At 69.8% G+C, this 23,275-nt stretch carries 14 protein-coding genes; 3 read left to right on the top strand and 11 right to left on the bottom strand.

Annotated features, from left to right (window positions below; translation table 11 throughout):
- Positions 1-234: 234 nt before the first annotated feature.
- From IWC96_RS14990 to IWC96_RS14980, 3 genes are all read right to left on the bottom strand, one after another.
- A complete protein-coding gene (locus IWC96_RS14990; RefSeq protein ID WP_021695871.1) occupies positions 235-2,397 on the bottom strand; it encodes an alpha-glucuronidase family glycosyl hydrolase in 2,163 nt (720 codons plus the stop codon).
- A gap of 106 nt (positions 2,398-2,503) precedes the next feature.
- Positions 2,504-4,126, bottom strand: coding sequence for an alpha-L-fucosidase (locus IWC96_RS14985; RefSeq protein ID WP_021695872.1), 1,623 nt, complete (start codon positions 4,124-4,126; stop codon positions 2,504-2,506).
- Positions 4,123-6,366, bottom strand: coding sequence for a hypothetical protein (locus tag IWC96_RS14980; RefSeq protein ID WP_196839220.1), 2,244 nt, complete (start codon positions 6,364-6,366; stop codon positions 4,123-4,125). The genes IWC96_RS14985 and IWC96_RS14980 overlap by 4 nt, the downstream gene beginning before the upstream one ends.
- Before the next feature lie 320 nt (positions 6,367-6,686).
- Here IWC96_RS14980 and IWC96_RS14975 point away from each other — a divergent pair, with 320 nt between their 5' ends.
- From IWC96_RS14975 to IWC96_RS14965, 3 genes are read left to right on the top strand one after another with little or no spacing between them, the layout of a single operon-like run.
- Entirely contained in the window at positions 6,687-9,233 is a 2,547-nt protein-coding gene (locus IWC96_RS14975) for an exo 1,3/1,4-beta-D-glucan glucohydrolase (protein WP_196839219.1), read from the top strand.
- Positions 9,234-9,243: 10 nt separating this feature from the next.
- Positions 9,244-10,122 carry a 2-dehydro-3-deoxygalactonokinase gene (locus IWC96_RS14970; protein WP_196839218.1) on the top strand — a complete coding sequence of 293 codons (879 nt, stop codon included), beginning with the start codon at positions 9,244-9,246 and terminating at the stop codon, positions 10,120-10,122.
- Entirely contained in the window at positions 10,119-10,742 is a 624-nt protein-coding gene (locus IWC96_RS14965; RefSeq protein WP_021695879.1) for a 2-dehydro-3-deoxy-6-phosphogalactonate aldolase, read from the top strand. The genes IWC96_RS14970 and IWC96_RS14965 overlap by 4 nt, the downstream gene beginning before the upstream one ends.
- Here IWC96_RS14965 and IWC96_RS14960 read toward each other — a convergent pair.
- The 8 genes from IWC96_RS14960 to IWC96_RS16135 all read right to left on the bottom strand — a co-directional run bounded on the left by IWC96_RS14960 (position 10,736) and on the right by IWC96_RS16135 (position 23,071).
- The gene (locus IWC96_RS14960) at positions 10,736-12,481 is read right to left on the bottom strand and encodes a glycoside hydrolase family 9 protein (protein ID WP_242396992.1); all 1,746 of its coding nucleotides are present in this window, start codon (positions 12,479-12,481) and stop codon (positions 10,736-10,738) included. The two genes, IWC96_RS14965 and IWC96_RS14960, sit on opposite strands and share 7 nt — an antisense overlap.
- A gap of 111 nt (positions 12,482-12,592) precedes the next feature.
- Positions 12,593-13,594 carry a DUF2891 domain-containing protein gene (locus IWC96_RS14955; RefSeq protein WP_021695881.1) on the bottom strand — a complete coding sequence of 334 codons (1,002 nt, stop codon included), beginning with the start codon at positions 13,592-13,594 and terminating at the stop codon, positions 12,593-12,595.
- Entirely contained in the window at positions 13,594-14,562 is a 969-nt protein-coding gene (locus tag IWC96_RS14950) for a DUF979 domain-containing protein (protein WP_021695882.1), read from the bottom strand. Before IWC96_RS14950 ends, IWC96_RS14955 begins: the two co-directional genes overlap by 1 nt.
- Complete coding sequence (locus tag IWC96_RS14945) at positions 14,559-15,266, bottom strand: DUF969 domain-containing protein (protein WP_021695883.1); 708 nt, start codon at positions 15,264-15,266, stop codon at positions 14,559-14,561. Before IWC96_RS14945 ends, IWC96_RS14950 begins: the two co-directional genes overlap by 4 nt.
- A gap of 58 nt (positions 15,267-15,324) precedes the next feature.
- On the bottom strand, positions 15,325-18,255 hold the full coding sequence (locus tag IWC96_RS14940) for a TIM-barrel domain-containing protein (RefSeq protein ID WP_021695884.1): 2,931 nt from the start codon (positions 18,253-18,255) through the stop codon (positions 15,325-15,327).
- Between the two features lie 14 nt (positions 18,256-18,269).
- The gene (locus IWC96_RS14935) at positions 18,270-19,973 is read right to left on the bottom strand and encodes a DUF5597 domain-containing protein (RefSeq protein ID WP_231379116.1); all 1,704 of its coding nucleotides are present in this window, start codon (positions 19,971-19,973) and stop codon (positions 18,270-18,272) included.
- Positions 19,974-20,057: 84 nt separating this feature from the next.
- Positions 20,058-21,083, bottom strand: a complete 1,026-nt coding sequence (locus IWC96_RS16140) for a TonB-dependent receptor (protein ID WP_196839217.1) — start codon at positions 21,081-21,083, stop codon at positions 20,058-20,060.
- Positions 21,041-23,071 (bottom strand): TonB-dependent receptor, encoded by a 2,031-nt coding sequence (locus IWC96_RS16135; RefSeq protein ID WP_196839216.1) that lies wholly within the window; start codon positions 23,069-23,071, stop codon positions 21,041-21,043. The genes IWC96_RS16140 and IWC96_RS16135 overlap by 43 nt, the downstream gene beginning before the upstream one ends.
- Between the last annotated feature and the right edge of the window lie 204 nt (positions 23,072-23,275).

Below are 23,275 nucleotides of genomic sequence, written 5' to 3'. Positions count from 1 at the left end.
GCCTTGCCGGACAAGGGTGTGCGGCCGCGCAGCCCCCTTTTTGCCCCCCCCTGCTTCCGGGCGCCCCATACTGGCCGGATGCCCTTCGTCCAACCCGGCCCCGCCCACGTCCAAGCGCGATCAGTCAGTCGCCCGGCGCCGCTATGCCGCGTCCGCGGAGTGCAACGGCGAAATTCAATTTCGCTGAATTCATTCAGGAAAATCGAAAAAGTTGCACGCCGATTGCACTGTTTTTCAGTCCCAATGTCCCGGCGCATGCGGGAAACTCAGGTTCCGGTAGTGCGCCAGATCATGCGCCGGCGGGGCATGGCCCTCAGGCATCGGCAGGCCGTTCAGGCTGCGCCAGTAGGCGATGGACGAATCCCGCCACCACCGCGCCTCGTCCTCCTGAATGGCGAGGAAGTCGGCGACCTCGGAATGGCGCCGCGCGTCAACGTGATCGGCCAGCCCGGCCCATGTCCGGCGCATCTCGCCCACCGCATCGACGCCCCGGTCATAGCGCGCCACCAGCTCGTCCCACAGCGGCCGTCCGGACGGCATGGGATGGTCCCACGGCAGATGGTGGAACCACAGCAGGAACCGCTCGTCGATCTGCGCCGGATCGGCGAAGCGGGCCGTTGCGTCCGGCGCGTACTGGCTCACCGCATTGCTGCCCGAGGCCGTACGGTCGAACCCGATGCCCTCCGCGTCCGCCCGGTGGAAATAGGTGGGGTTCCAGTCGGCCCGCGGCAGGTCGTCCACCCATGGCCCCGGCCCGTAGTGGTGCCCGGTCGCCATCAGGTGGTTGAGGCCCAGCGGCGTCATGTAGTCCACCACCGCCTCGCGCGACCCCATCATCATGGCCGTCACCGGCTCCACGAAGGCCGGATCGGGCGTGAAGGTCATGGCCGCCCATTCGCGGGCGATCGCCTCCGCGCCCAGTCCGGGATCCCACGCCAGCCGCCCGAACACATACCAGTTGGCCTGGTCGAACTGGGAGCCGGACCAGTTCCGGTCGCTGCCCGTATTGGCCACCCCCGCCATGCCGGTCAGCCGGTGGCCGAACAGCGAGCCGTCCACCACCTCCGCCACCGTCGAGCCCGGCCCGCGCACATGGGTGTCGGCGTCCAGGACCTCTTCGTACAGCGGCCCCAGATAGGCCAGGTGAGTGGCGAAGCCCAGGTACTCCTTGGTGATCTGGAACTCCATCATCAGCGGCGTTTCGGGCGTCGCCCCGAACAGCGGATGGAAGGGCTCGCGCGGCTGGAAATCGATGGGGCCGTTCTTGACCTGAACGATGACGTTGTCGCGGAACTGGCCGTCCAGCGGGACGAATTCGTCCCAGGCCTGCATAGCCCGGTCGGTGGGCACGCCGTCATCATAGACGAAGGCCCGCCACATCACGACGCCGCCGTGGGGCGCCACCGCGTCGGCCAGCATGTTCGCCCCGTCCGCATGGCTGCGCCCGTAGTCCTGCGGTCCCGGCTGCCCCTCGGAATTGGCCTTCACCAGAAAGCCGCCGAAGTCGGGGATGAGGGCGTAAATCTCGTCGGCCTTGGCCCGCCACCACGCCTGCACACGAGGGTCCAGCGGGTCGGCCGTGTCCAGCCCGCCGATCTCCACCGGCGCCGAGAACCGGGCCGACAGATAGACCCGGATGCCATAGGGCCGGAACACGCCGGCCAGCGCCGCCGCCTTCTCCAGCCACGGCCCCGTCAGGCTCAGCGCATCGGTGTTGACGTTGTTGATGACCGTCCCGTTGATCCCGATGGAGGCGTTGGCCCGGGCGTAGTCGGTGTAGCGCGGGTCCAGATGGTCGGGCAGCTTGTGCCAGTCCCACAGCGATTGCCCCGCGTATCCCCGCTCCACCGTCCGGTCCAGATTGTCCCAATGGTTCAACAGGCGCAGGTTCACCGCCGGCGCCTCGCGGATGTCCAGATTCGTCAGCGCCTGCCGCGTCTGGATCAGCCGCAGGAAGTGAAACGCCCCATACAGCGCGCCCGCGTCCCCGCCGCCCGCGATCACCGTCGCCGCACGGCCGTCCATAATCACGCTGCGGATCACATAGCCCTCGGCGCCCAGCCCGGACAGATCCAGCCCCAGCGCCGCGACGGCCGCGTCTCCCGCGCGCCCGACCAGCACGGCCCCGTCGCGGCTGACCGCGCCCGCCCGTTCCGGGGTCGCCCCCAGCAGGCCCGACAGCCCGCGCTCCAGTTCATCCGCCGCCACGCCCAGCGTCGCGGACTCGCCGGCGACCACCAGCAGCGTCGCCGACGCCCGATAATCCGCCGCCGCGTCCGCCTCAACCGGCGGATAGCGCAGCCACAGGTCATAGCCGTCCTCGGCCTTCGCCGCCCCGGCGGCCGTGGTCAGGAACAGAGCGGCCGCGATCATCGCGGCGAGCAGGGCCCGCGTCATGGTCGTCCTCCCGTCGCCCGAGCGGCGATCATCGGCGTCTTTTGACGCTTCTTGTTATCGCTACCATTCCACAGGCTTTCCCCGGCGCCAATGGCCGGAAGGCGGGTCAGATCAGGCCGCGCACCGTCAGCACCGGGGCGAAGGCGACCGGGCGCGTCTCCGGCAGGCGCACAGTCAGGGCGTCGTCGGCCTGCTCGAAGGCCGCGCCGCCCGCGCCCAGCAGTTCCACCGCCTGAACCGCCCGACCGTCCATGGCGCGGCGGCCCAGGCTGGCGATCCGCAGGGGCCGCCCGTCCTCGGGCCAGTCCATGGCGATGGCGTAGAGCGCATCCCCCTTCGTCGTGAACCGCACATCGGCGGCGGTGAAGGGGCCCACGGCTCCCTCGCCATGCATGCCTTCACGGATTTCGGTGGGCCCCTCGCCCCAGACGCGCCAGGGCCGCGTGCCGTGGATGGCCTCGCCGTTGACCGCCATCCAGGCGGCCATGTCGCGCAGGATCGCCTGCTCCTCGGCGTCGATGGAGCCGTCCCCGCGCTGCGGAATGCTCAGCAGCAGGGTCCCGTTCTTGGACACCACATCCGCCAGTCGCTGGATCACCGCCTTCGCCGGCACATAGGAGCGGTCGCGGAACCGGGCGCGATTGTAGTGCCAGTCGCCGATGCAGGTGCAGGTCTGCCAGGGCTCGTCGCGGATTTCGGTCAGAAAGCCGCGCTCCACCGACTCGGTGACGCCCCTGCGCTGGTCGACGGTCAGCCGCTTGCCCGTCACCACCGGCAGCTCGCCACGCCAGTTCAGCGAGGCGTTGTAGACATGCGCCGCCGCCTCCAGCCCGTGGTGCTCCAGCGGCAGGCCGTAGTTGTCGAAATAGACGAAGTCGGGCCGGTAGCGATCCACCAGATCCCGCTGCCGCAGCGCCCAGTTCGCCGCGAAGCCGGGGTTGTCGGCGGGAATGGTCTCGATCCACTGGCCGCTGTTGGCGTCGTGGAAGGCGTTCATGGCAGCGATGCTGTCGATGCCGTCCGGGGGCGCCATGGTGGCCCCGGTGTACAGCGCCTGCGGGTCCAGCCCGTCCCACCACGTCCCGACCCCGTCCTGACGCCGCAGCCGCGCGGCGTCATAGCGCACGCCCGCGCGCGGCCCCTCCGGATCATAGCCATAGGCCGTCTGCCACCAGTGCCAGGCGTGGGCGCCGTGGTTGGACACCCCGAAGCGCAGCCCCCGCGCCCGCACCGCCCGCTCCCATGTGCCGACGATGTCGATCCCAGGCCCCACGCGGGTGGTGTTCCAGTCGTGGTGGGCGCTGGCGAACATGTCCAGGTTGTCGTGGTGATTGGCCATGGAGACGATGTATTTCGCCCCCGCCGCCTCATAGAGGTCCAGCAGCGCCTCCGGGCTCCAGGCGTCCGCCCGCCAGCGCCCGATGAATTCCATGAAGCCGAACTCGGACGGGTGCCCGTAGGCGGCCACGTGGTGGTCGTAGACGGGGTTGCCCTGCTGGTACATCTGGCGGCCGTACCAGTCGCCGGCCTCGGGCACGCACTGGGGACCCCAGTGGGACCAGATGCCCAGCTTGGCGTCACGGAACCAGTCCGGCGTCCGGTAGCCCGCGATCAGCGAGTCCCAGTCCGCCCGGAACGGACCAGCTGCCGCCGGGACCGTGGCGCATCCCGCCAGAGCCAGCCCGCCAGCGCCGGCGAGCAGGCCGCGTCTGGACAATCCATCGGTCATCTCGGTTCTCCATAAACCACGCCCCGGCCGTCGGTGGCCACATAGACCCGGCCGGGGATGCGCGGATCCCCCGCCACCGCCCGATAGCGCCGGCCATATTCGTGCCGATCGTCATTGACCCTCAGCCACGATCGGCCCGCGTCGTCGGACCGATAGACGCCCAGCACCCCGTCCCGCTCGCCGATGGCGTAGAGCGCCGGATAGTCCTGCCCCGGCATGGGTGCGCCGAAGTCCATGGACCGCACGGCCAGATCGCTGTCCACCCGCTGGAACCGCTGGCCGCCGTCGATGGAGCGGAACAGGCCGCGCGTGGACACGAACCACAGGTCGCCGTCGCGCCCCGGCGTGGCGCGCAGGGGAAAGGCGATCTCGCGCCAGTGGGGCTGGTCCCGCCACAGCTCATCGGGCAGGCCCCGGCTGGGCACGGGGGCGAAGGTCGCCGCCCCGTCCACGCTGACGAACCAGTCGCCCGAGGCGAAGTCCAGGGCATAGAACAGCAGCGGATCATGCCGGTCCGCCACCGGCCGCGCCAGCACCGGCAGGCCCTGAACTGCCCGCCAGGTCGCGCCCCGGTCGCGGCTGAAGATCGGGCGGGGCGTGGCGACGACGAAGGTCTCGCCGTCGGCCGACACGGTGATGGGCGCATCGCGGTACAGGTCCATGCGGGGGTTCTGCGCCACCTCCGGATCGGCGGCGGGCGCCGGCCGGCCCAGCGGCCGCCAGCTGCGCCCATGGTCGTCCGACCAGGCCAGGGTCGAGCCGTCCGCATCGTCCGACCCCACGCCCTCGTGCGGCGTGCCCGACCGCACCACCACGTTGGGCGCATGCCAGGCGTAGTCGATGACATTGGTGTTGCCGAACACCGGGGTGGTGAACTGCAGCCTCGGCGAGGTCTCAAGATCCTCGTGCACAAAGCCGGAGATGTCGCCGAACCCGGTCAGCAGGGGCGGCCCCTCGCGCGGACTGACCAGGGTGATGACGGCGGTCTGCTCGATGCCGGCCACCCACGGCCGCCAGAGGGTCGGCGCGCCCTGATCCACGGCGCCCAGATTGCGCGTGGCGTACAGTGTCGCCCCGGTGCCATAGATCATGTGGTCCGCATCGAACGGGTCGATGGCCAGGGCCGCGATCCACCAGCCGAAGTCCGGCTCGTCGCGCCCCCAGTACAGGAACGGCGTCTCGCTCACGTCGCGCACCGCCTGTTCGCGCAGGCTGGTCCAGCTCTCGCCGTCGTCGGTGGTGCGCCACAGGGTGTCGCCGGGCCGCCAGCGGTTGAGGGTCGAGACCACCACCACGCCCGGTTCGCCCCGCGCCACGTCGACGCCCATGAATCCGCCGCTGCCCTGCTCGTGGGGCGGGGTGATGTCGCGCCAGTCGCCGCCGTCCAGGTCCAGCCGCCAGACCGCCCCGTCGGTCACCCCGTTCGGCCCGACGCCCCGGGTCCAGGTGGTGTAGAGCACGCCGCGCCCGTCAATCACGCCCTTGACCGGCGACAGGCCGTCGGGCCCGCCGTCCAGCCGCCGCCACGTCGCTCCGCCGTCATCCGAGCGATAGAGGCCCTGCGCGCCTTCGTCCGCCACGCCCGCAAGGATGACCCGGCTGCCCTGCCCCGCCGCGCCGCTTCGGCCGTCGAACAGGACGAAGCTGACCCCCGGATTGGTGGGCTGGCCTTGGGGCGGGACGCCGAGCCCCGCGTGCGGAAAACTCTCAACCCGCCGCCAGGTCCGGCCATGATCGCCGCTGCGCTGAAGTCCGTGGTGGCGCGAGCCGAAATAGAGCACCGCCGTGTCGTTGGGATCGATCGCCAGCCGTTCGCCCAGACCCCGCCCGTCCTCATTGCCCCCCATGGGAAAGTCCACGGCATGGGTGGCCCAGGTCTCGCCCCGGTCCGCCGAGCGCAGGATGGCGGCCCGCCCGCCCCGGTGCATGCCCACCGCCGCATAGACCACGTCCGCATCGACCGGGTCCGGAGTGATGCTCTCCACGCCGTAGAAGCTGGATTCCACCTCGTCGTCCTGCAGCGGGATCCAGCGGTCCCGCGCCGCGTCGAAGCGATAGGCGCCGCCCATGTCCGAACGCGCCCAGGCCAGACCCGGCTCTACAGGGCTGAACACCACGCCGGGAATGAAGCCGCCGCCGCCCACCGTTACGTTGCGCCAGACATAGTCCGCATCCTGCGCCGTCGCCGTGACCGGCCACAGGAGAGCCAGAAACAGAACGACCTTCAAACGTGCAGACATGGCGGTCCCTCCCAGGGCCTCAGATCGCGGTTGCCGTTCCGGCGTTCTCGCGCGACAGTGATAGCGCTAACGGAATAACAGTTGACACGATTGCCACCCATGCATCAAGTTTGCACTGGTAAAAACGAGGGCCGCCAGTCGAGCCGGCTCCGGGGGAGTGAAATCTGCATGGCCGACGGCCGCGCCCTTCCCCTGAGCCTTCCTCGCGTGACGACCCGCGTGTTTGCGTCCGAACCCTGAGCGAACTTCCGGCGCGATCGCACCCGCGGTCGCGCCGTCTCTTTGTCCGCCCGCCAAAAATCAGTCCTGGGGAGGTCCTGATGATCCATAGCCGCCGCTTCCTGACCGCGACCACGGCCGTCCTGGCCTTGTCCGCCGCCGCCTGCGCCTCGGCGCAATCGGTCGATCTGCCCGACCCGGTTCCAGCCGGCGCGGACATCCCCCTGCCCGACGACGCCCGCGCGGATCCGGCCAACTGGCCCGCCAGCGCCACGCCGGACGCCATCACGGACGCGGCGACCGAGGCCTTCATCACCGAGCTGATGAGCCGCATGACGCTGGAGGAGAAGGTCGGCCAGACCATTCAGGCGGACATCTCGGCCATCACCCCTGAAGACCTTGCGACCTATCCCCTTGGCTCCATCCTGGCAGGGGGCAATTCCGAGCCGGGCGGTGACGCCTACGCCTCGCCCCAGGCCTGGCTGGATCTGGCGGTGGCGTTCCGCGAGGCGGCGGCGGCGCGTGGCGGGACGGCCATTCCCCTGATCTTCGGCATCGACGCGGTGCACGGCCACAACAATGTGGTGGGCGCCACCCTCTTCCCGCACAACATCGGCCTGGGCGCCGCGCGAAATCCCGACCTGATCCGCCGCATCGCGGAGGTCACGGCGCTCGAGGTGGCGGTCACCGGCGCCGACTGGACCTTTGGTCCGACTGTGGCCGTGCCCCGGGACGACCGCTGGGGCCGGGCCTATGAGGGCTACGGCGAGCATCCCGAGATCGTGGCGTCCTATGCGGGCGCCGTGACCCTGGGCCTGCAGGGCGAGCTGGAGTCGGGCGAACCCCTGGCCGCCGGGCGCATCGCGGGGTCGGCCAAGCACTGGCTGGCCGACGGCGGCACCCTGAACGGCGCCGACCAGGGCGACGCGCAGATCACCGAGCGCGAGCTGATCGACATCCACGCAGCCGGCTATCCGCCTTCCATCGACGCGGGCATCCTGACCGTCATGGCCAGCTTCTCCAGCTGGAACGGCGCCAAGCACACGGGCAATCCCACCATCCTGACCGATGTGCTGCGCGGCCCGCTGGGCTTCGACGGCTTCGTGGTCTCCGACTGGAACGCCCACGGCCAGATTCCCGGCTGCTCCAACGAAAGCTGCGCCGCCGCCTTCAATGCCGGCATCGACATGTTCATGGCGCCCGACAGCTGGCGCGCCCTCTACCACAACACCCTGGAACAGGCCCGCTCCGGCGAGATCGGCATGGCGCGTCTGGACGAGGCCGTGCGCCGCATCCTGCGGGTCAAGGTCAAGCTCGGCCTGTTCGAGCCCGAAGGTCCGGCCAGCCGCGCCCTGGAAGGCCAGTTCCAGCATCTGGGCTCCGACGAGCATCGCGCCGTGGCCCGCGACGCCGTGCGCCAGTCGCTGGTGCTGCTCAAGAACGACGGCGTCCTGCCGATCCGTGCGAACGCCAACATCCTGGTGGCCGGAGCGGCGGCCGACGACATCGGCCAGGCCTCGGGGGGCTGGACCCTGACCTGGCAGGGCACGGGCAACCGGCGCGAACACTTCCCCAACGGCCAGTCCATCTGGGAAGGGATCGAGGAGGCCGTAACCGAAGCGGGCGGCGCCGCCACCCTGTCGGCGGACGGGTCGTTCGAGGCCCGTCCCGACGTGGCCATCGTCGTCTTCGGCGAGACGCCCTACGCCGAGTTCCAGGGCGACGTGGAGCATCTGGACTTCGTCCCGGAAGAGCCGCTGGAGACCCTGCGCGCGTTGCAGGCCCAGGGCATCCCCACCGTCTCGGTGTTCCTCTCCGGCCGGCCCATGTGGACCAATCCCGAGATCAACGCCTCCGACGCCTTCGTGGCCGCCTGGCTGCCCGGCGCCGAGGGCGGCGGCATCGCCGACGTGCTGATCGGGGACACTTCGGGCGCCCCGCGCCACGACTTCACCGGAACCCTGTCCTTCTCCTGGCCGCGCACGGCGGTGCAAGGGCCGCTGAACGCGGGCGATGCGGACTACGACCCCCTGTTCGCCTACGGCCACGGCCTGTCCTACGCCCGGCCGGGCGAGGTCCCGGAACTGAGCGAAGAGTCCGGCGTCACCGGGGCGGCGGCCAATCCGGACCGCTACTTCACCGAAGGCCGTTTCACCCCGCCGTGGTCGCTGGCCCTGCGCGACGCGGGCGGCGAACGGCGCCTGGGTCAGGAAGCCTCCGGCGCCAGCCCGCGCGACGGCGTGACCGTGCGCTCCGCCGACGGCTCGGCCCAGGAATCGGCCCGGGCCCTGGTGTTCTCCGGCGGCGGCGGCGTGGCCAACATCTCGGCCGCCCCGGTGGACCTGACCCGCCAGACTAACGGCGAGATGGCCATCGGCTTCCGCTACCGCGTGGACGCGGCGCCCACAGGCCCCGTGTTCCTGACGCTGGACGAAGGCATGGTCGACATGACCCGCATCTTCGGCGCCGCGCCCATCGGCGAATGGCGCGAGATCAAGGTGCGCCTGTCCTGCCTGCGCGAGGCGGGGGCCAATGTGGCCGAGGTGTCCGAGCCCTTCGGCCTCAGCACGGAGTCCGGCTTCTCCATAAGCTTCGAGAACGTGCGGCTGGCCTCCAACGAAGGCGACGCGGTGTGCCCGACCGACTAGACTGGCGGGCATGATCGACACGTCGCGCATCGCCCTGGTCGGCGTCGACTGGGGGAGCACCAACCTGCGCGCCTTCGCCCTCGACGGCGAGGGCGCGGTGCTGGACCGTCGCGCCGATGACCGCGGCGCGGCGGGCCTGTCGCCGGACGCCTTCGCCGCCGTGCTGGACGATGTGGTCAGGGACTGGCGAGCCGACAGCGCGCCGGTGCTGATCTGCGGCATGGCCGGCGCGCGCGGCGGCTGGGTCGAGGCGCCCTATGTGGAGATGCCCGCCGCCCTCGCCGATCTGACCCCGCACCTGACCGGGGCCGCGCCCGGCGTGCGCATCGTCCCCGGCGTCTGCAAGCGCGCGGACGGCCGGCTGATCGACGTCATGCGCGGTGAAGAGGTTCAAGTGCTCGGCGCCCTGACCGACGGCGTGGCGGTCTGTCCCGGCACCCATTCCAAATGGGTGCGCATGGAAGGCGGCCGCATCACCGACCTGCGCACCGTCATGACCGGCGAACTGTTCGCCGTGCTGCGCGCCCACTCCATCCTCGGCCGGACCATGACCGAAGGCCCGTTCGACCCCGCCGCCTTCGACGAAGGCGTGGATCGGGGGCTCGCCGATCCCGCCCTCACCGCCGCCCTGTTCTCGGTGCGCACCGCCGGGCTGGACGGTCGTCTGGCGCCCAGCGCCGCGCCCGATTATCTGTCGGGCCTGCTGATCGGCGCCGAGATCGCGGGCGCGGGCGGCGGCTTCGCGGGTCCCGTTCACCTGATCGGCGCCCCCGTGTTGAACGACCGCTACGGCCGCGCCCTGGCCCGCGCCGGACGGGCCTCGACGCCGGTCGATCCCGAGGCCGCCGTCACGCGCGGCCTGTGGCGTCTGTGGAAGGAAACCGCATGACCGACATCGAGACCCTGGACGCCCTGCCCCTGATCGCCATCCTGCGCGGGCTGACGCCGGAGGAGGCCCCCGCCGTGGGCGACGCCCTGGTCGAGGCGGGTTTCCGGGTGCTGGAGGTCCCGCTGAACTCGCCCCGGCCGCTGGAAAGCATCCGCATTCTGGCCGGGCGTTTCGAGGGCCGCGCCGTAGTCGGCGCCGGCACGGTCCTGACTCCCAGGGCCGCGCGCGAGACCGTGGAGGCGGGCGGACGCCTGATCATTTCACCCAACGCCGACCCGGCGGTGATCGCCGAGAGCCGGCGGCTGCAGGCCCTGTCCCTGCCGGGCGTCTTCACCCCCACCGAGGCGTTCGCGGCCCTGGCCGCCGGGGCCCACGCCCTGAAGCTGTTCCCCGCCGAGATCGCCGGGCCCGCCGGGCTCAAGGCCCTGCGCGCTGTGCTGCCGTCCGACACGCGTCTGTACGCCGTGGGCGGGGTGGCGCCGGACACCCTGGCCGACTGGCGCCGCGCGGGCGCCTCGGGCTTCGGCATCGGCTCCGCGCTCTACAAGCCCGGCATGGGCGCGGCCGAAGTGGGCGAGCGCGCCCATGCCTTCGTCACGGCCTGGAACGCCGGCTACTGATCCAGCCAGGCGGCCACCCACACCAGCGGCGCGTTCCAGTTCACGGCCACCTCGTTCAGCGCATAGGACTCCACATCGTCGGCCCAGCAGGCCTGGGGCGCACACGTGCCACGCATGGCCTGGGCCACCGGATCGGCCATGGAGCGTGCGTTAGGACCGCCCGACAGTGCGCCCGCGGGCGGCGCCGGATAATCCCCGAGCGACGGGGCCCAGAACCTGTGGTGCGGATGCTGCATGGGCCGCGCGCCCCAGCCGCTGACGAAGGACTGGTCCAGCACATTGCGGCCCAGCAGATAGTCCGTCGCATCCACCACGGCCTCGCGGTACCTGGCCTCGCCCGTCAGGTCGTGAGCCACGGCCAGGATCATGGCCCGGTTCAGGATGTCGCCACTGGAGCCCCAGGTGTAGTCGCCCGCCCCGTAGGGAATGGCGTAGCCCTCGCTGTCCCGCAGCGCCAGATAGCGGTCCGCCGCCCCGATCAGGGCGGCCCGGGCCCGCGCCACCTCCGCCTCGTCCAGTCCGGTCTCGACCGTCGCAAGGGTGATCGTCCCCAGCGCGCCCACGGACGGCCAGCTGATGTGCCCGGTGTTGGCCCGGACGTCGCCCGGCGCGCCCAGCCAGTGGGGCGAAGCGCGGATCCTCTCCTCGAACAACGCCTCCCCCGTCGCGGCGTAGAGCTCCGCCGCCGCCCAGTAGAACTCGTCGCGCACATCGCCGTCGCCATAGTCGCCGCCGCCGTGGAACTGGCCCACGGCGTAGATCTCCGGATTGCGCTTGGCCGCCGCGAAGGCGCGCCGCGCGGCGGTCAGGCAGCGCGCCGAGAACGCCGGGTCCACCTCACGCCAGACCCGCGCGCACTGCGCCGCGGTCGCCGCCAGATTGAGGGTCGCGGCGGTCGACGGCGCATAAAGGAAGCGCGTCTCCGGATCGTCGTGCGGCGCCATGGGCAGGGCCGTCCAGCGCACGTCATGGGCCTTGTGGTGCGCCATGCCGCCCGCGTCGATCTCGGTGAAGGTCAGCGTCGCGCCGCGCCCGAACCGGCCCACCGGCACGCTCAGCCGCGCGCCCTCCGGGACCTGCATGGCCAGCATGAACTCCATCTGCCAGCGCGCCTCGTCCAGCAGGTCGCCCACGCCGTTGCCCGCCTCCGGCAGGGCCAGGGCGCCGTCGGCGTAGGTGGTCGCTCCGAAACGCTCGTGGGCGTTCAGCAGGGTCCACAGGGCGATGCCGCCGTTGACCACATATTTCCCGTGGTCGCCCGCATCGTACCAGCCGCCGCCCACGTTCAGCGCATAGTCGCAGCCCGGCCAGACATTGCCGTGCATGTCCTCGCCCGCGAAACAGGTCAGGGTCTCGTCCACGTGGGCGGCGGGGCGCGCCAGATCGGGCCGCTCCACATGCGCCGCCGCAATCTCGATCCCACTGCGGTTCTGGTAAAAATAGCTCGCCGCATCCGCCGCCAGCCCGGCCCAGGGCCGCTCGCTGATGGCGAACGGCCGGCTCTCCATGTCGCCGACGATCAGGCGATAGCCCTCGCCCGCCCTGGTCGCGCCGCTGAAGTCGATGCGGTGCACCGCCTGGCCCGAGGCGTCGTCCATGCCGAACGGCTCGCTGGTCCCTGACGCCGCCACGGCGCCGGAGCCATCCACCACCCGCCAGTCCAGCGGCGCCGTCGCCTCGCTGGGGACCACCGCGATCTTGCGCCCGTCCGTCTCGAAGCCGACCTGGCTCAGCCGCACCGGCGGAACCGACGGCTCCTGTGCTTCATGCGCATATGCGTTAGCGCTAACATTCAGAGCCAGAACACTGGCCGCAATCATCGCCTTCAGGCGCATGGGGTCCTCCTCCCGTTAGTGTCCGGCCAGCAGGGCCAGCAGGGCGAAACTGGCCAGCCAGTGCTCGCCCATGTAGTCGCCCGTCACCTGCGGCAGGCTGACGGCCAGATGGTCGTCGGCGGCCTTCAGGGCGACGGCGCGGCGTGGGTCCCCGGACTTCATCGTCCCGGCGATCCCGCGCCAGCACCATGCGCGCGAAAGGTTCAGTCCGTCCAGATGGGCGATCTTGCCGTCGGTCCGGTCGCTGACGCTGGCGGGCGTGAACAGGGTCTTGGGCTCTCTCGCCGCCAGTCCGGGCAGGAAGCCGTCCAGCCACGCCGCAAAGGCGTCCGGCGCCGTCGCCCGCCGCATGAATTCCGCCTCCATCAGGGCGGGCGACAGGAACTCGTCCTGCGACGGCTCCCACGCCTGACAGGCCCGGTCCTCGCCGTGCCAGGCGGCGGCCTTGCGGCGGATCAGGGCGTTCAATTCCGCGTCGCCCCAGTCCATCGCGAGGCTCAGGGCGAAGGCGGTGTTGTAGTGCGTGCCCACCCGCACCGGATAGGTGGCCAGCGGCAGATAGGCCATGAACCGGTCCCGGAACGCCTCGGCCAGCGGCCTCAGCGTCGCCGCCCACCGCCGCCCCTCATCCGTATCGTGCCGGTCCAGTTCCGCGGCCAGAGCCAGCAGCCAGCCCCAGCCGTAGGGCCGCTCGAACCCCCGGCTGGTGGGCCGGTCCAGATAGGCGCGCTCGGCCGCCACATTGGCCTCGGTGAACAGCTCGTCGCCCAGCGCCCGGATGGCCGCCGCCTCGTCCATGTCCGGATGCAGCCGCAGCACCGTGAACAGGGTCCACCACCCGTGCACGCACGAATGCCAGTCGAAACTGCCGAAGAAGATGGGGTGCAGCGCGCGGGGCCCCTGCACATCCTCGGGCCCCGCCAGCACATGATCCATCTTGTTGGGATATTCGCGCGTCACATGGCCCAGGGCTGCGCGGGCGTACAGGGCGGCGATGTCGGGGGTCAGCGTGGTCATCAGAAGCGGAACGCCAGAAACTGCATGAGGAGAATGTTGGCCACCAGCATCATCAGGGCGGTCGGAATCTGGGCCCGGATCACCCCGTTCAGGGCGGCGTTGCGGTCCGGCAGCTCCAGCAGGTTGGCGGGCACCACATTGAAGTTCGCCGCCATGGGCGTCATCAGCGTTCCGCAGAAGCCCGCCAGCATGCCGATGGCGCAGACGATGGCCGGGTTGCCGCCGAACTGGAACACCACGAACGGCAGGCCCACGGCTGCGGTCATCACCGGAAAGGCGGCGAAGGCGTTGCCCATGATGACGGTGAACAGGGCCATGCCCACGCAATAGGCGACCACCGCGATCAGGCTGGCGTTCATGGGGATGACGTCGGCGATCAGGCCACCCACCACCTCGCCCACCCCCGCCAGGGCGAAGACCGCGCCCAGCGCCGCCAGCATCTGGGGCAGGATGGCGGCCCAGCCCACCGCGTCCATCAACCGCCGTCCTTCCTGCAGCGGCGCCATGACCGGCGGCTTCAGCATGGCCATGCCCACGCCGATGGCCAGCACGACCCCCAGCCCCAGCGCGATCAGGGTCGGGTCGCGCGGGTCGAACAGTGGGGTCCCGCCGATCTCCACCTCGGCCAGCCACAGGGTGCCCAGAAGCGCGGTCACCGGAATGATCAGGGCCGGAATGAACAGCCGGTTGCCGAACTTCACCGCCGAGTCCGACCGCTCCTCCGGCGAGGTTGTGCGCGGCTTGCCCTGCCCCAGCCCGCCGATGCCCGCCAGCAGCACCAGACCGATCACCAGCAGCCCGTTCATCAGATCACTGAAATAGCCGCCGAACAGGAAGCTGACGGCCAGCAGGCCCCAGAAGGCGGTGTTCTTGAACCGCTTCGGGTTCTCCCGATCCCCCGCGCTCAGCACCGAGAAGGCGACGAACACCGCCCCGGCCAGGATGTAGATCCACTGCAGGGTGATCACGATCTGACCTCCCCTGCCGCATCCTCATCTGGTCTGGCATTCGCCACCTCCGCCGCGATGCGCCGGTCCAGCAGCACCAGCCGCGTGCCGTGGATCAGCAGCGCCACGATGGCCGTCGGGATGGCCCACACCGACAGCTCCAGCGGCTGCACGATGATGCCGTTCTGCTCAAGGAAGCCCTTGATCAGCAGGATCGAAGCGATGGCGATGAAGATGTCCTCGCCGAAGAACAGCGCGATGTTGTCCGCCGCGGCTGAATGGGCGCGGATGCGGAACCGCACGGCGTCCGGCAGGGGTCCGTGCCGGGTCTCTGACGCCGCCTCGGCCATGGGCGCGATCAGGGGCCGCACCATCTGCGGATGGCCCCCCAGCTTGGTTTGCCCCAGGGCGGCGGTGACCTGGCGGGCCACGAAATAGCCCAGCAGCAGACGCCCGGTGGTGGCCCCGCGCACCTTGCCGATCAGGATGCGCGCCTGCTCCTGCAGCCCCGAGCGCTCCAGCAGACCAATCACCGGCAGCACCAGCCAGACGATGGAGATGTAGCGGTTGTCGTTGAACGCCGACCCGAACGCCTCGACCGTCTCGACCAGGCCCAGCCCGCCGGCCACGCCCGTGGTCAGGGCCGCGGCCAGGATCACCAGCAGCGGATTGAGCCGCAGCACGAACCCGGCCACCACGACCGCGATCCCCAGAAGCACCCACATGGACCATCCCCCGATTGCTCGCAGGGATGGTCGCCCGGATTCTCCGGCGGCGAAAGCCCTATCGCCGGATGGTCAGGGCTTGCCCCGCATACTCCACCGTCTGCTGCGGCGCGGCGTCCACGGTCCACGGCGCCTCGCCCGTTCCGTCGATGAAGCGCACATGGACCGTGCGGCTGGCGGGCATGCCCGGATAGTCGCCCTGGCGGGCGCCGAGGGTCAGCACGCCTGCGTCGTCGTCCCAGGCGATAGGCATGGTGGCGAAGGCCCCGCGCTCATAGCCGTAGGTGGTGCCCTCGTCCTGATAGAGATCGAACGCGCCGTCGGCGCCCACATAGACGTTCAGGGTGATAGGGCCGTCCAGCGCCTCGGCCGTGTGCTGGATCGCCGGGCCCGTGGGCACGATCGACCCGGCCCGCACGAACAGGGGCATGCGCGCCAGCGGCGCCTCCGCCGTGATCGCCTGACCGCCCGTGTGCCGCGCGCCGCTGTTGAAGTCGTACCAGTCCGCGCCTTGGGGCAGCCAGACCTCACGGCTGCGCGCGTGATGCACATGCACCGGGGCGACCAGGAAGGCCGGTCCGAACATGTACTGGTCGTTGACCTCGCGGGCCCGCTCGTCGTCGGGGAAGTCCATCACCAGTCCGCGCATGATGGTGCCGTCGCGGTGATAGGCCTCGGCGCCCAGGGTGTAGATATAGGGCATCAGCCGGTAGCGCAGACGCAGATAGTCGCTCAGCGCCCCATAGACCTCGGTGCCTTCCGGCGCGATCTCCCAGATCTCGCGGTAGGGGAACTCGCCGTGCGAGCGGAAGATCGGCGTGAAGGCCCCGAACTGGAACCAGCGCAGGTTCAGCTCGCGCCACTCGGCCTGATCCTCGGGGGTGATGTCCTCGGTGGTGTAGCGCGTCTCCACCGAGAAGCCGCCGATGTCGTGGGTCCAGTTGGGAATGCCCGACAGGCCCACCTGCACGCCCGCGGAAATCTGTTCGCGCAGATCGTCCCAGCGCGGCACCACGTCGCCCGACCACAGGGTCGAGGCCGTGCGCTGCAGACCGCCCCAGGCGGCGCGGGTCAGGATGTAGGCGCGGCGGTCCGGCTGGGCCTCGCGCAGGCCCTCATAGACGCCCTCGGCGTTGACCAGCGGATAGGAGTTGAACACCAGCGCCGCCGGGCCCGCCGCCGTCGGACCCATGCGCAGGGTCCGTTCGCGCCGGTCCAGGTTGGAGTGCATGTCCGGCTCCACCGAATCCAGCCACCAGCCGTCGAAGCCCAGCCCGTGCAGATGCTCGCGGATCTGGCGCCAGTACAGCGCCCGCGCCTCCTCGTGATACGGATCATAGAAGCTGTTGGCGTAGCCCGGCCCGACCCAGTCGCGCGCGCCCACCTCGACGTTGCGGGTGTACATGCCGCCGATGGCCTCGAGCTCGCGGTAGTGCTCGGTCGTCGGATAGAATTTGGGCCAGACCGAGATCATGATGTTGATGTTCTGGTCGTGCAGCTGGTCGACCATGCCGCCCGGATCGGGGAAGCGCGACGCCTCGAACTCGTGGCTGCCCCAGGCGTTCTCGGGCCAGTAGAACCAGTCCTGCACGATGTTGTCGATCGGCAGATTGCGGCTGCGATAGCCCTCGGCCACCGCCAGCACTTCGTCTTGGGTGTTGTAGCGCTGGCGGCTCTGCCAGAAGCCATAGGCCCAGCGCGGCATCATCACCGCGTCGCCGGTCAGGTCGCGGTAGCCGGCGATCACCTGATCCAGATCCTCCCCGCCGACGAAATAGTAGTCCACCGCATGGCCGACCTCGGACCACAGCGACAGGGCCTCATCCTGCTCGGCCGGCAGCGGGTCCAGATGGCGCAGCGCCAGGTAGCCGTCGTTGGGCAGCCACTCGACCCTGATCGGAACCCGGCGCCCGGCCTCCATCTGGATCTGGAAGTCGTGGTTCCACGGATTCCAGTTCTGGCGCCAGCGGTCCATCACCAGTTCGCCGTCGACCCAGACCTTCACGTAGGACGAGGCGTACAGGCGGAATTTGTGCTCGCCCGAGACCGTCGGCTCGATCGTCCCTTCCCAGCTCACCGTCACGCCGGGCTGGCCCGAGCGGCCCATGTCGCCCACCTGCGCGGGCTGGCCCGGCTGCACCTTGAAACCCGGCGGCCAGCGTTGGTGATCGCGGATGAACTCGTAGTTGATCTGGTTCTCGATGCGCGACAGGGCCAGCTCCCCGTCCTGGAAATAGCTGGCCGTCAGCCCCCCGAAATTGCCTTCGGAGTCGCGCACGATCAGGCGCTGGTCCAGCATGCCGTATTCGCGCGGGTCGCCGAACCGGGTCAGGCTGTTGTTCTCCCACAGCACGCCATACCCGCGGCTGGAGGTCATGAACGGCACGCCGGAATCGATGTTGTGCTGGGTCAGCTCCACATCGGCGCCGCGCTGGTTCATCAGCCCCTGCTGGTGCTGGCCCAGGCCATAGATGGCCTCGTCCGGCGCCGCGTCGAAGAGCTGACGCACGGAGTGGAACGAATGCACCCCGTCCTGGTCCTCGACCATGAACGGGCTGATCTCGCGCCCGCCCTCGCGCTCGGCCAGCATCACCTCGCCCGCCGCATCCAGGAACCGCACCCGGCCCGTGGCGCGCGACACCTCGGCGGTCATCTCCGGCGTGGAGACGAAGACATGGCCGCCCCGCGTCGTCACCTCGAACCCGGCCCCGGCGGGCTCCGCCGTCACCATCAGGCTGTCGGGCAGGTTGGCGAAATCGGCCTCCGGCGTCGCCGTCACATGGATGATGCGCGGTCCCATGACCCGCAGCCGCACCCGCCGCGCCGGACCCTCGGACGGGGTCACGATCACCCCCGTGGCCGTGCGCTCAACGCTGGCCTCCTCGGCCTGGGCCTGCACCACCGCCGCGGCCGGCGCCGGGGCGAACAGCACCCCCGCAGGAACGCCCAGGGCCAGCGCCATGGCGGCGCCCATCAGCAACTGTCTCATCGAATCCACTCCCGTCAGTTCTGGTCGGCGCCCACGGCGCGCACCGCGCCCGCCCGCGCCTGATCGCTCAGCCGGACCCGCAGAAGCACGGGCCGGTCGGTGAAGTTCAGGCCATAGTCGGTCTGGTCGCCGTTCCACCGGCGCTCGAACACCCACTCGCCCTCGTCGTTGAAATGGCCCTGCTCAACCCGCAGGATCTGGCCGCTTCGGCCATCCTCCAGCGGCTTGCGGTCAAAGCTGACCCGCGCCCAGCGGCCGGTGACCACGTAGTCGTTCTCGCCCAGCCGGGCCACGATCGCCCCGCCGTCCGGATGCTCGCGCTCGCGCGGCGGGATGTCCCCCAGCCAGGTCCAGTCGTGCATGCCGAACTGCCACAGGCGGAACCGCACCGTCGCCGTCCAGTCGCCCAGATCCAGCACCTGTTCGGCGCTGTCGTCCGGCTCGCCGGCGCCCCAGACGGCGCCCTCATAGGCCGCCCGCGCCCACACCCGCTGCCACGGCGCCACGAGGCGATAGACATCCCGGAACGGCGCCAGCGTCTCCTCCGTCACCTCCCGCGCGCCCAGCGGGAAGTTGGCGTAGCCGGTGTAGTCGATGCCGAAGGGCGAATAGCCGATCCCGCCCCGGCCCATCACCTCGAACAGATAGCGGGCATAGGGCGCGTCGTTGCCCGTCTCGGCCACGAACAGGGCGTTGTCCGGCCGGGCATAGCGGTCCAGATGCCCCTCATAGACCACCGAGCCGCGCTCATAGATGTCGGGCGACAGGAAATCGATCGCCGGGGCCGCGGCCTGCCAGACCTCGATCACGTTCCAGGTCGGCCCGCCCGACGCATAGGTCATGGGATCCTGATCGTTGACCGGATCGCGCAGCGCCGCGTTGGCGTACATGGGCAGCGGATATTCCGCCTTGCCCGCCTCGGCCACCTGACCGACGTACCAGCCGATGGACCAGGCGTGGAAGAACTCGTCGGCGTCCTCGCCGAACACCTCCGCCCAGGTTCCCGGCTGACGGTCCAGCCGCTGCAGCAGGGCGGCGGGAACCGGGCCGTCAAACAGGGCCTGCGCCGCCGGGGAATAGTCGCGCACCGAGCCATAGGTGCCGGTCTCGTTCTGGGGCTGCACCATGATGACGGTGCGGTGGACGGAATCGATGTCGCGGATATGGGCCATCAGGGCCGCGAAGGCGCGCCGGTCGGCGGCCAGGGTCTCGGCTCCGTGCGGCGACAGGGCGTAGGACGGGGTCCCGTCCTGCTGGATCAGGCGCGGGAACCGTTCTGTGTCCAGCTTGACCCACTCCGGCGCATATTTCGGCGCGGTGTTTTTCCATGTGGCGAACCACAGCAGCACCAGCCGCACGTCCTGCTCGCGGGCCTGCCGCACCAACTCGTCCACGAACGAGAAATCGAATTCGCCCTCCACCGCCTCCACCTGCTCCCAGGCGATGGGAACCTGCACGGTGTTGGCGCCGATGAATTCCACCGCCGGCCAGACGTCGGCCAGCGCCGCCTCATAGTTGGAGGAGTTGTTGACCTGGGCGCCCAGCATGAAGAACGGCGCGCCGTCCACCATGAGGGCATGGCGTCCATTCTCGCTGACGATCTCCGGGATCGGCTCGCCGGCCCCCTCCCCGCAGGACGCTGTGGCCAGCATCACGCCCGCACCGGCCAGGGCGGCCAGGAGCGGGCGGAAGGATCGGAAGCAGGCTGAAAAAGTCATCGGAATCTCGGCCGTCGTCGACAGGAATGGCGGCGGTCGCGCGCCCCGGGCGGGATCATCGCCCGGGGCGCGGTCTCGGTCACGTCAGAAGCGCGCGCGCAGCACCACGGCCACGCGCCGGTCGGTGTCGACCCAGCTGTAGCGCGGCATGCGGTCGGCATAGCCCACCCGCAGGACGGTGCGTTCCTGGGTCAGGTTGGTGCCTTGCACGCCCAGCTTCACGTTCTCGGTCACGTCGAAGAAGATCGACCCGTCCAGCTGGCCGTAGTCCTCGGCCCACACCGGCGCGTTGATGTTCGCCGCCGAGGTGGTCAGCAGGTACTGCTCGCGCCAGTTCCAGGCCAGGCGGGCCGAGATGCCCTGGCGCTCGTACAGGGCGGCGATGTTGTAGCTGGACGGCGACATGCCCTCCAGCGGCAGGGCCAGATTGGCGCCGCCCACCTGCACGGGATCAAAGATGTTGACCGCCGTGTTCGCCCCGCCGTCGCTGTCGATATAGGTGTAGTTGGCCTGCAGGCCGAAGCCGTTCAGCCAACCCGGCAGGAAGTCGAAGAACTGCTGGTAGGCGATCTCGAAGCCCTGGACCGTGCCCTCCTCGCCGTTCTGCTGCTGGGTGACGTCGAAGGTGTAGGTGACCCCGTTGTTGGTGAAGGTCTGCTGGCTGACGCCGGAATAGATGTAGTCCTTCACCTTCTTGTAGAACACCACGCCCGTCAGGCTGCCCTGGGGCGCAAAATACCACTCCAGGCTCAGGTCGAACTGATCGGCGATGATCGGGCGCAGGTCCGGGTTGCCCGCCGTGCCGGTGAACGGCGACACCGGATTCAGGGTGTAGCCGTCCGCCTCGAAATTGATGGCCAGCTGCGTATAGGGCTGCATCTGGTTGAAGTCCGGCCGCACCATGGCGCGCGAGGCGGCGAAGCGCAGTTGCACCTCCGGCGACAGATGGGCGCGGATGTTCAGGCTGGGCAGGACGTTGTCGTAGGAGCCGCCCGCCGGAACCCCGTCAAGGACCCCGCCCTGGCTGAACTGCTGCGCCGCGTTGAAGTCCCCGCAATCCGCCGGATTCACCGCCGGACAGGCGGCTGCGGCCGGAACGGGCAGTTGCACACGCCCTCGGTCGCCGTCTCCGTGCGGACAAAGCGCACGCCGATATTGCCGTCCACCGGCCAGGGCAGGGCGCTGTCATGGCCGAAACGCAGCAGGGCGTAGGCCGCCTGGGTCTCTTCGTCCTGCTGGGTCACGCCGCCGGTGGGATTGTCGCCGGTGGGGTTGTAGTTGTCCCAGTCCGCCACCAGCGGCGACCAGCCCCAGCCCTGCCCTTCCGGCCACGGCCGGCCGGTGATCGGGCTCAACAGGGTGTTGGCGTAGGCCGTGCCGCGGCTCACCAGCGACGCGGTGGGGAGCCAGAAGCCGCCGGGCACGGCGATGTCGCCCCGGAAGAAATTGTTGAACCCATAGTATTCCGCATGGGACGGCAGGCCGGGGCTGGGTGCGGCGTCCGTCAGATAGACTGCCGGATAGTGCCAGGTCCCGCCGTTGTCGTTGGCGAAGCCCCAGTACTGGGCCGACAGGATGCTCCAGTTCCAGTTGGACTGACGGGTGATGTAGGTCTTGTCTGTGGCGCGATAGCCGAAGGTGAAATTCCGCAGCCAGCCGCCGACGTCGTCGAAGTGATAGGTGGCGTCGCCGCGCCAGGCCAGGGAGTCCGCCTCGTTGGCCTCGATGTGGTCCATGGCGAAGCCCCAGTAATAGTCCGAGGCTACGTTCAGGTCGGCGCCCGTCACATTGATGCTGGGCACGCCCCCGCCGATGTTGATCATGGCCTCCAGCGGCGTGGTGCCCAGCATTGACCGCTGGGTGCCCACGGTGAAGCTCAGGATGTCGGCGATGGATTCCACATACTGGATGTCACCGCTGAAATCCCAGTTTCCGGCCGTGTACTCCAGTCTCAGCGAATAGTCCGAGGTCTCCTTGTGGTCCTCGCCATAGCGGGTGTTGCCGTCATAGGTGATGCCCTCCATGGTCCCGCCCTGGGGCCCGCCCACGAAGTTGCCCGTGGGCCAGCAGCCCCAGCCGCCCTCGTGATAGCCGGTCAGGGCGCCGCCGGTCAGCACGCCGTTCTGGTAGGTCAGGCCCGCGCTGGGGCACAGGGTCGTGGCGTCCTGGATTCCGGCCACGCGCTCGATATTGGTGGGGTCGGCCTCGGAGTGGAAACCCTGGAAGGTCAGGGTGAGGTCCGCCGTCGGGCTCCACTGCAGCGCCAGCGCCACGGCGGTGCGCTCCTGCTCCCAGCGGCCGTCACGCCAGCCCAGATATTTCGGATGATACACCGTCGTGCCGTCCAGCCGCGTGACCGGGTCGAAGCGGTCCGTGGTGATGCTGTTGGTGCGGTTGCCGACACTGGAATAGCTGATGTTGGCCAGAAGGCCGATCTCGCCCGCCCCGGTCATCCAGCGGTCGCTGAAGATGCCCGACCCGGACCAGTAGCCCTCCTCCATCATGTCGCCGTAGTTGTAGTCGGTCGTGAAGGCCAGCAGGCGTCCGCCCTGGTCAAACGGCAGGCGCGTGCGCAGATTGACCGTGCCGCCGACGCCGCCCTCGATCTGGTTGGCGGCCGGGTTCTTGTAGACGTCCACGCCCGCCAGCAGGTCGGCCGAGATGTCCTCGAACGACAGGCCCCGTCCGTTGCGGGCCGAGAAGATGTCCCGGCCGTTGGTTTCGGACCGGACCCAGGACAGGCCCCGGATGAAGACCCCCCCGCCCTCTGCGGCCAGACGGGCCGGGTCACGGGCTTCGTTGGTGCGCTGCAGGGTGATGCCCGAGATGCGCTGCAGGGCCTCCGACACCGACCGGTCCGGCAGGGCGCCGATGTCCACGGCGGTGATCGAGTCCACGATCACATCGGAGTTGCGCTTGATGTCCTGGGCGCTCTGAAGACTGGCGCGAAGACCGGTGATGACCACTTCCTCGACTTCGGTGGCCTCATCCGGCTCCTGCGCCGTCTGGGCCAACGCCGGGGCGTTCATGGCGCCCAGAGCGATCAAGGACACGCCCAGAGACAGGGCGAATTTCGAGACGCTTTTACCTTGAGACATCTTGTGCCCCTCCCCGTTTCAAATGCCCCTCGACGCCTGTGGCCGGCGCTTGGAGGGTGCTCTCCCATGTGCACATCCGCGCCGGTGTCTCACCTCACCGGCATTTTCAAATATGCAATAAGTTTCTACTACAGGGTCTGTTTTGTTAGCGCAACCAATTGCTGCTGGTGAAATATTTGACGCCCGCACGCGCATCAGCCGCGC

Source organism: Brevundimonas sp. BAL450 (assembly GCF_015767455.1).
Lineage (GTDB): Bacteria > Pseudomonadota > Alphaproteobacteria > Caulobacterales > Caulobacteraceae > Brevundimonas > Brevundimonas abyssalis.
The sequence above is the reverse complement of the archived record's forward strand: the minus strand, read 5'-3'. Positions and strand labels throughout refer to the sequence as shown.

Bases quoted from the DNA above. Each gene is read 5' to 3' on its own strand.
- IWC96_RS14985 (WP_021695872.1), bottom strand. From the start codon at position 4,126: ATGACCGATGGATTGTCCAGACGCGGCCTGCTCGCCGGCGCTGGCGGG.
- IWC96_RS14970 (WP_196839218.1), top strand. From the start codon at position 9,244: ATGATCGACACGTCGCGCATCGCCCTGGTCGGCGTCGACTGGGGGAGC.
- IWC96_RS14965 (WP_021695879.1), top strand. From the start codon at position 10,119: ATGACCGACATCGAGACCCTGGACGCCCTGCCCCTGATCGCCATCCTG.
- IWC96_RS14980 (WP_196839220.1), bottom strand. From the start codon at position 6,366: ATGTCTGCACGTTTGAAGGTCGTTCTGTTTCTGGCTCTCCTGTGGCCG.
- IWC96_RS14975 (WP_196839219.1), top strand. From the start codon at position 6,687: ATGATCCATAGCCGCCGCTTCCTGACCGCGACCACGGCCGTCCTGGCC.
- IWC96_RS14990 (WP_021695871.1), bottom strand. From the start codon at position 2,397: ATGACGCGGGCCCTGCTCGCCGCGATGATCGCGGCCGCTCTGTTCCTG.
- IWC96_RS16135 (WP_196839216.1), bottom strand. From the start codon at position 23,071: ATGTCTCAAGGTAAAAGCGTCTCGAAATTCGCCCTGTCTCTGGGCGTG.
- IWC96_RS14935 (WP_231379116.1), bottom strand. From the start codon at position 19,973: ATGACTTTTTCAGCCTGCTTCCGATCCTTCCGCCCGCTCCTGGCCGCC.
- IWC96_RS14940 (WP_021695884.1), bottom strand. From the start codon at position 18,255: ATGAGACAGTTGCTGATGGGCGCCGCCATGGCGCTGGCCCTGGGCGTT.
- IWC96_RS14945 (WP_021695883.1), bottom strand. From the start codon at position 15,266: ATGTGGGTGCTTCTGGGGATCGCGGTCGTGGTGGCCGGGTTCGTGCTG.
- IWC96_RS14955 (WP_021695881.1), bottom strand. From the start codon at position 13,594: ATGACCACGCTGACCCCCGACATCGCCGCCCTGTACGCCCGCGCAGCC.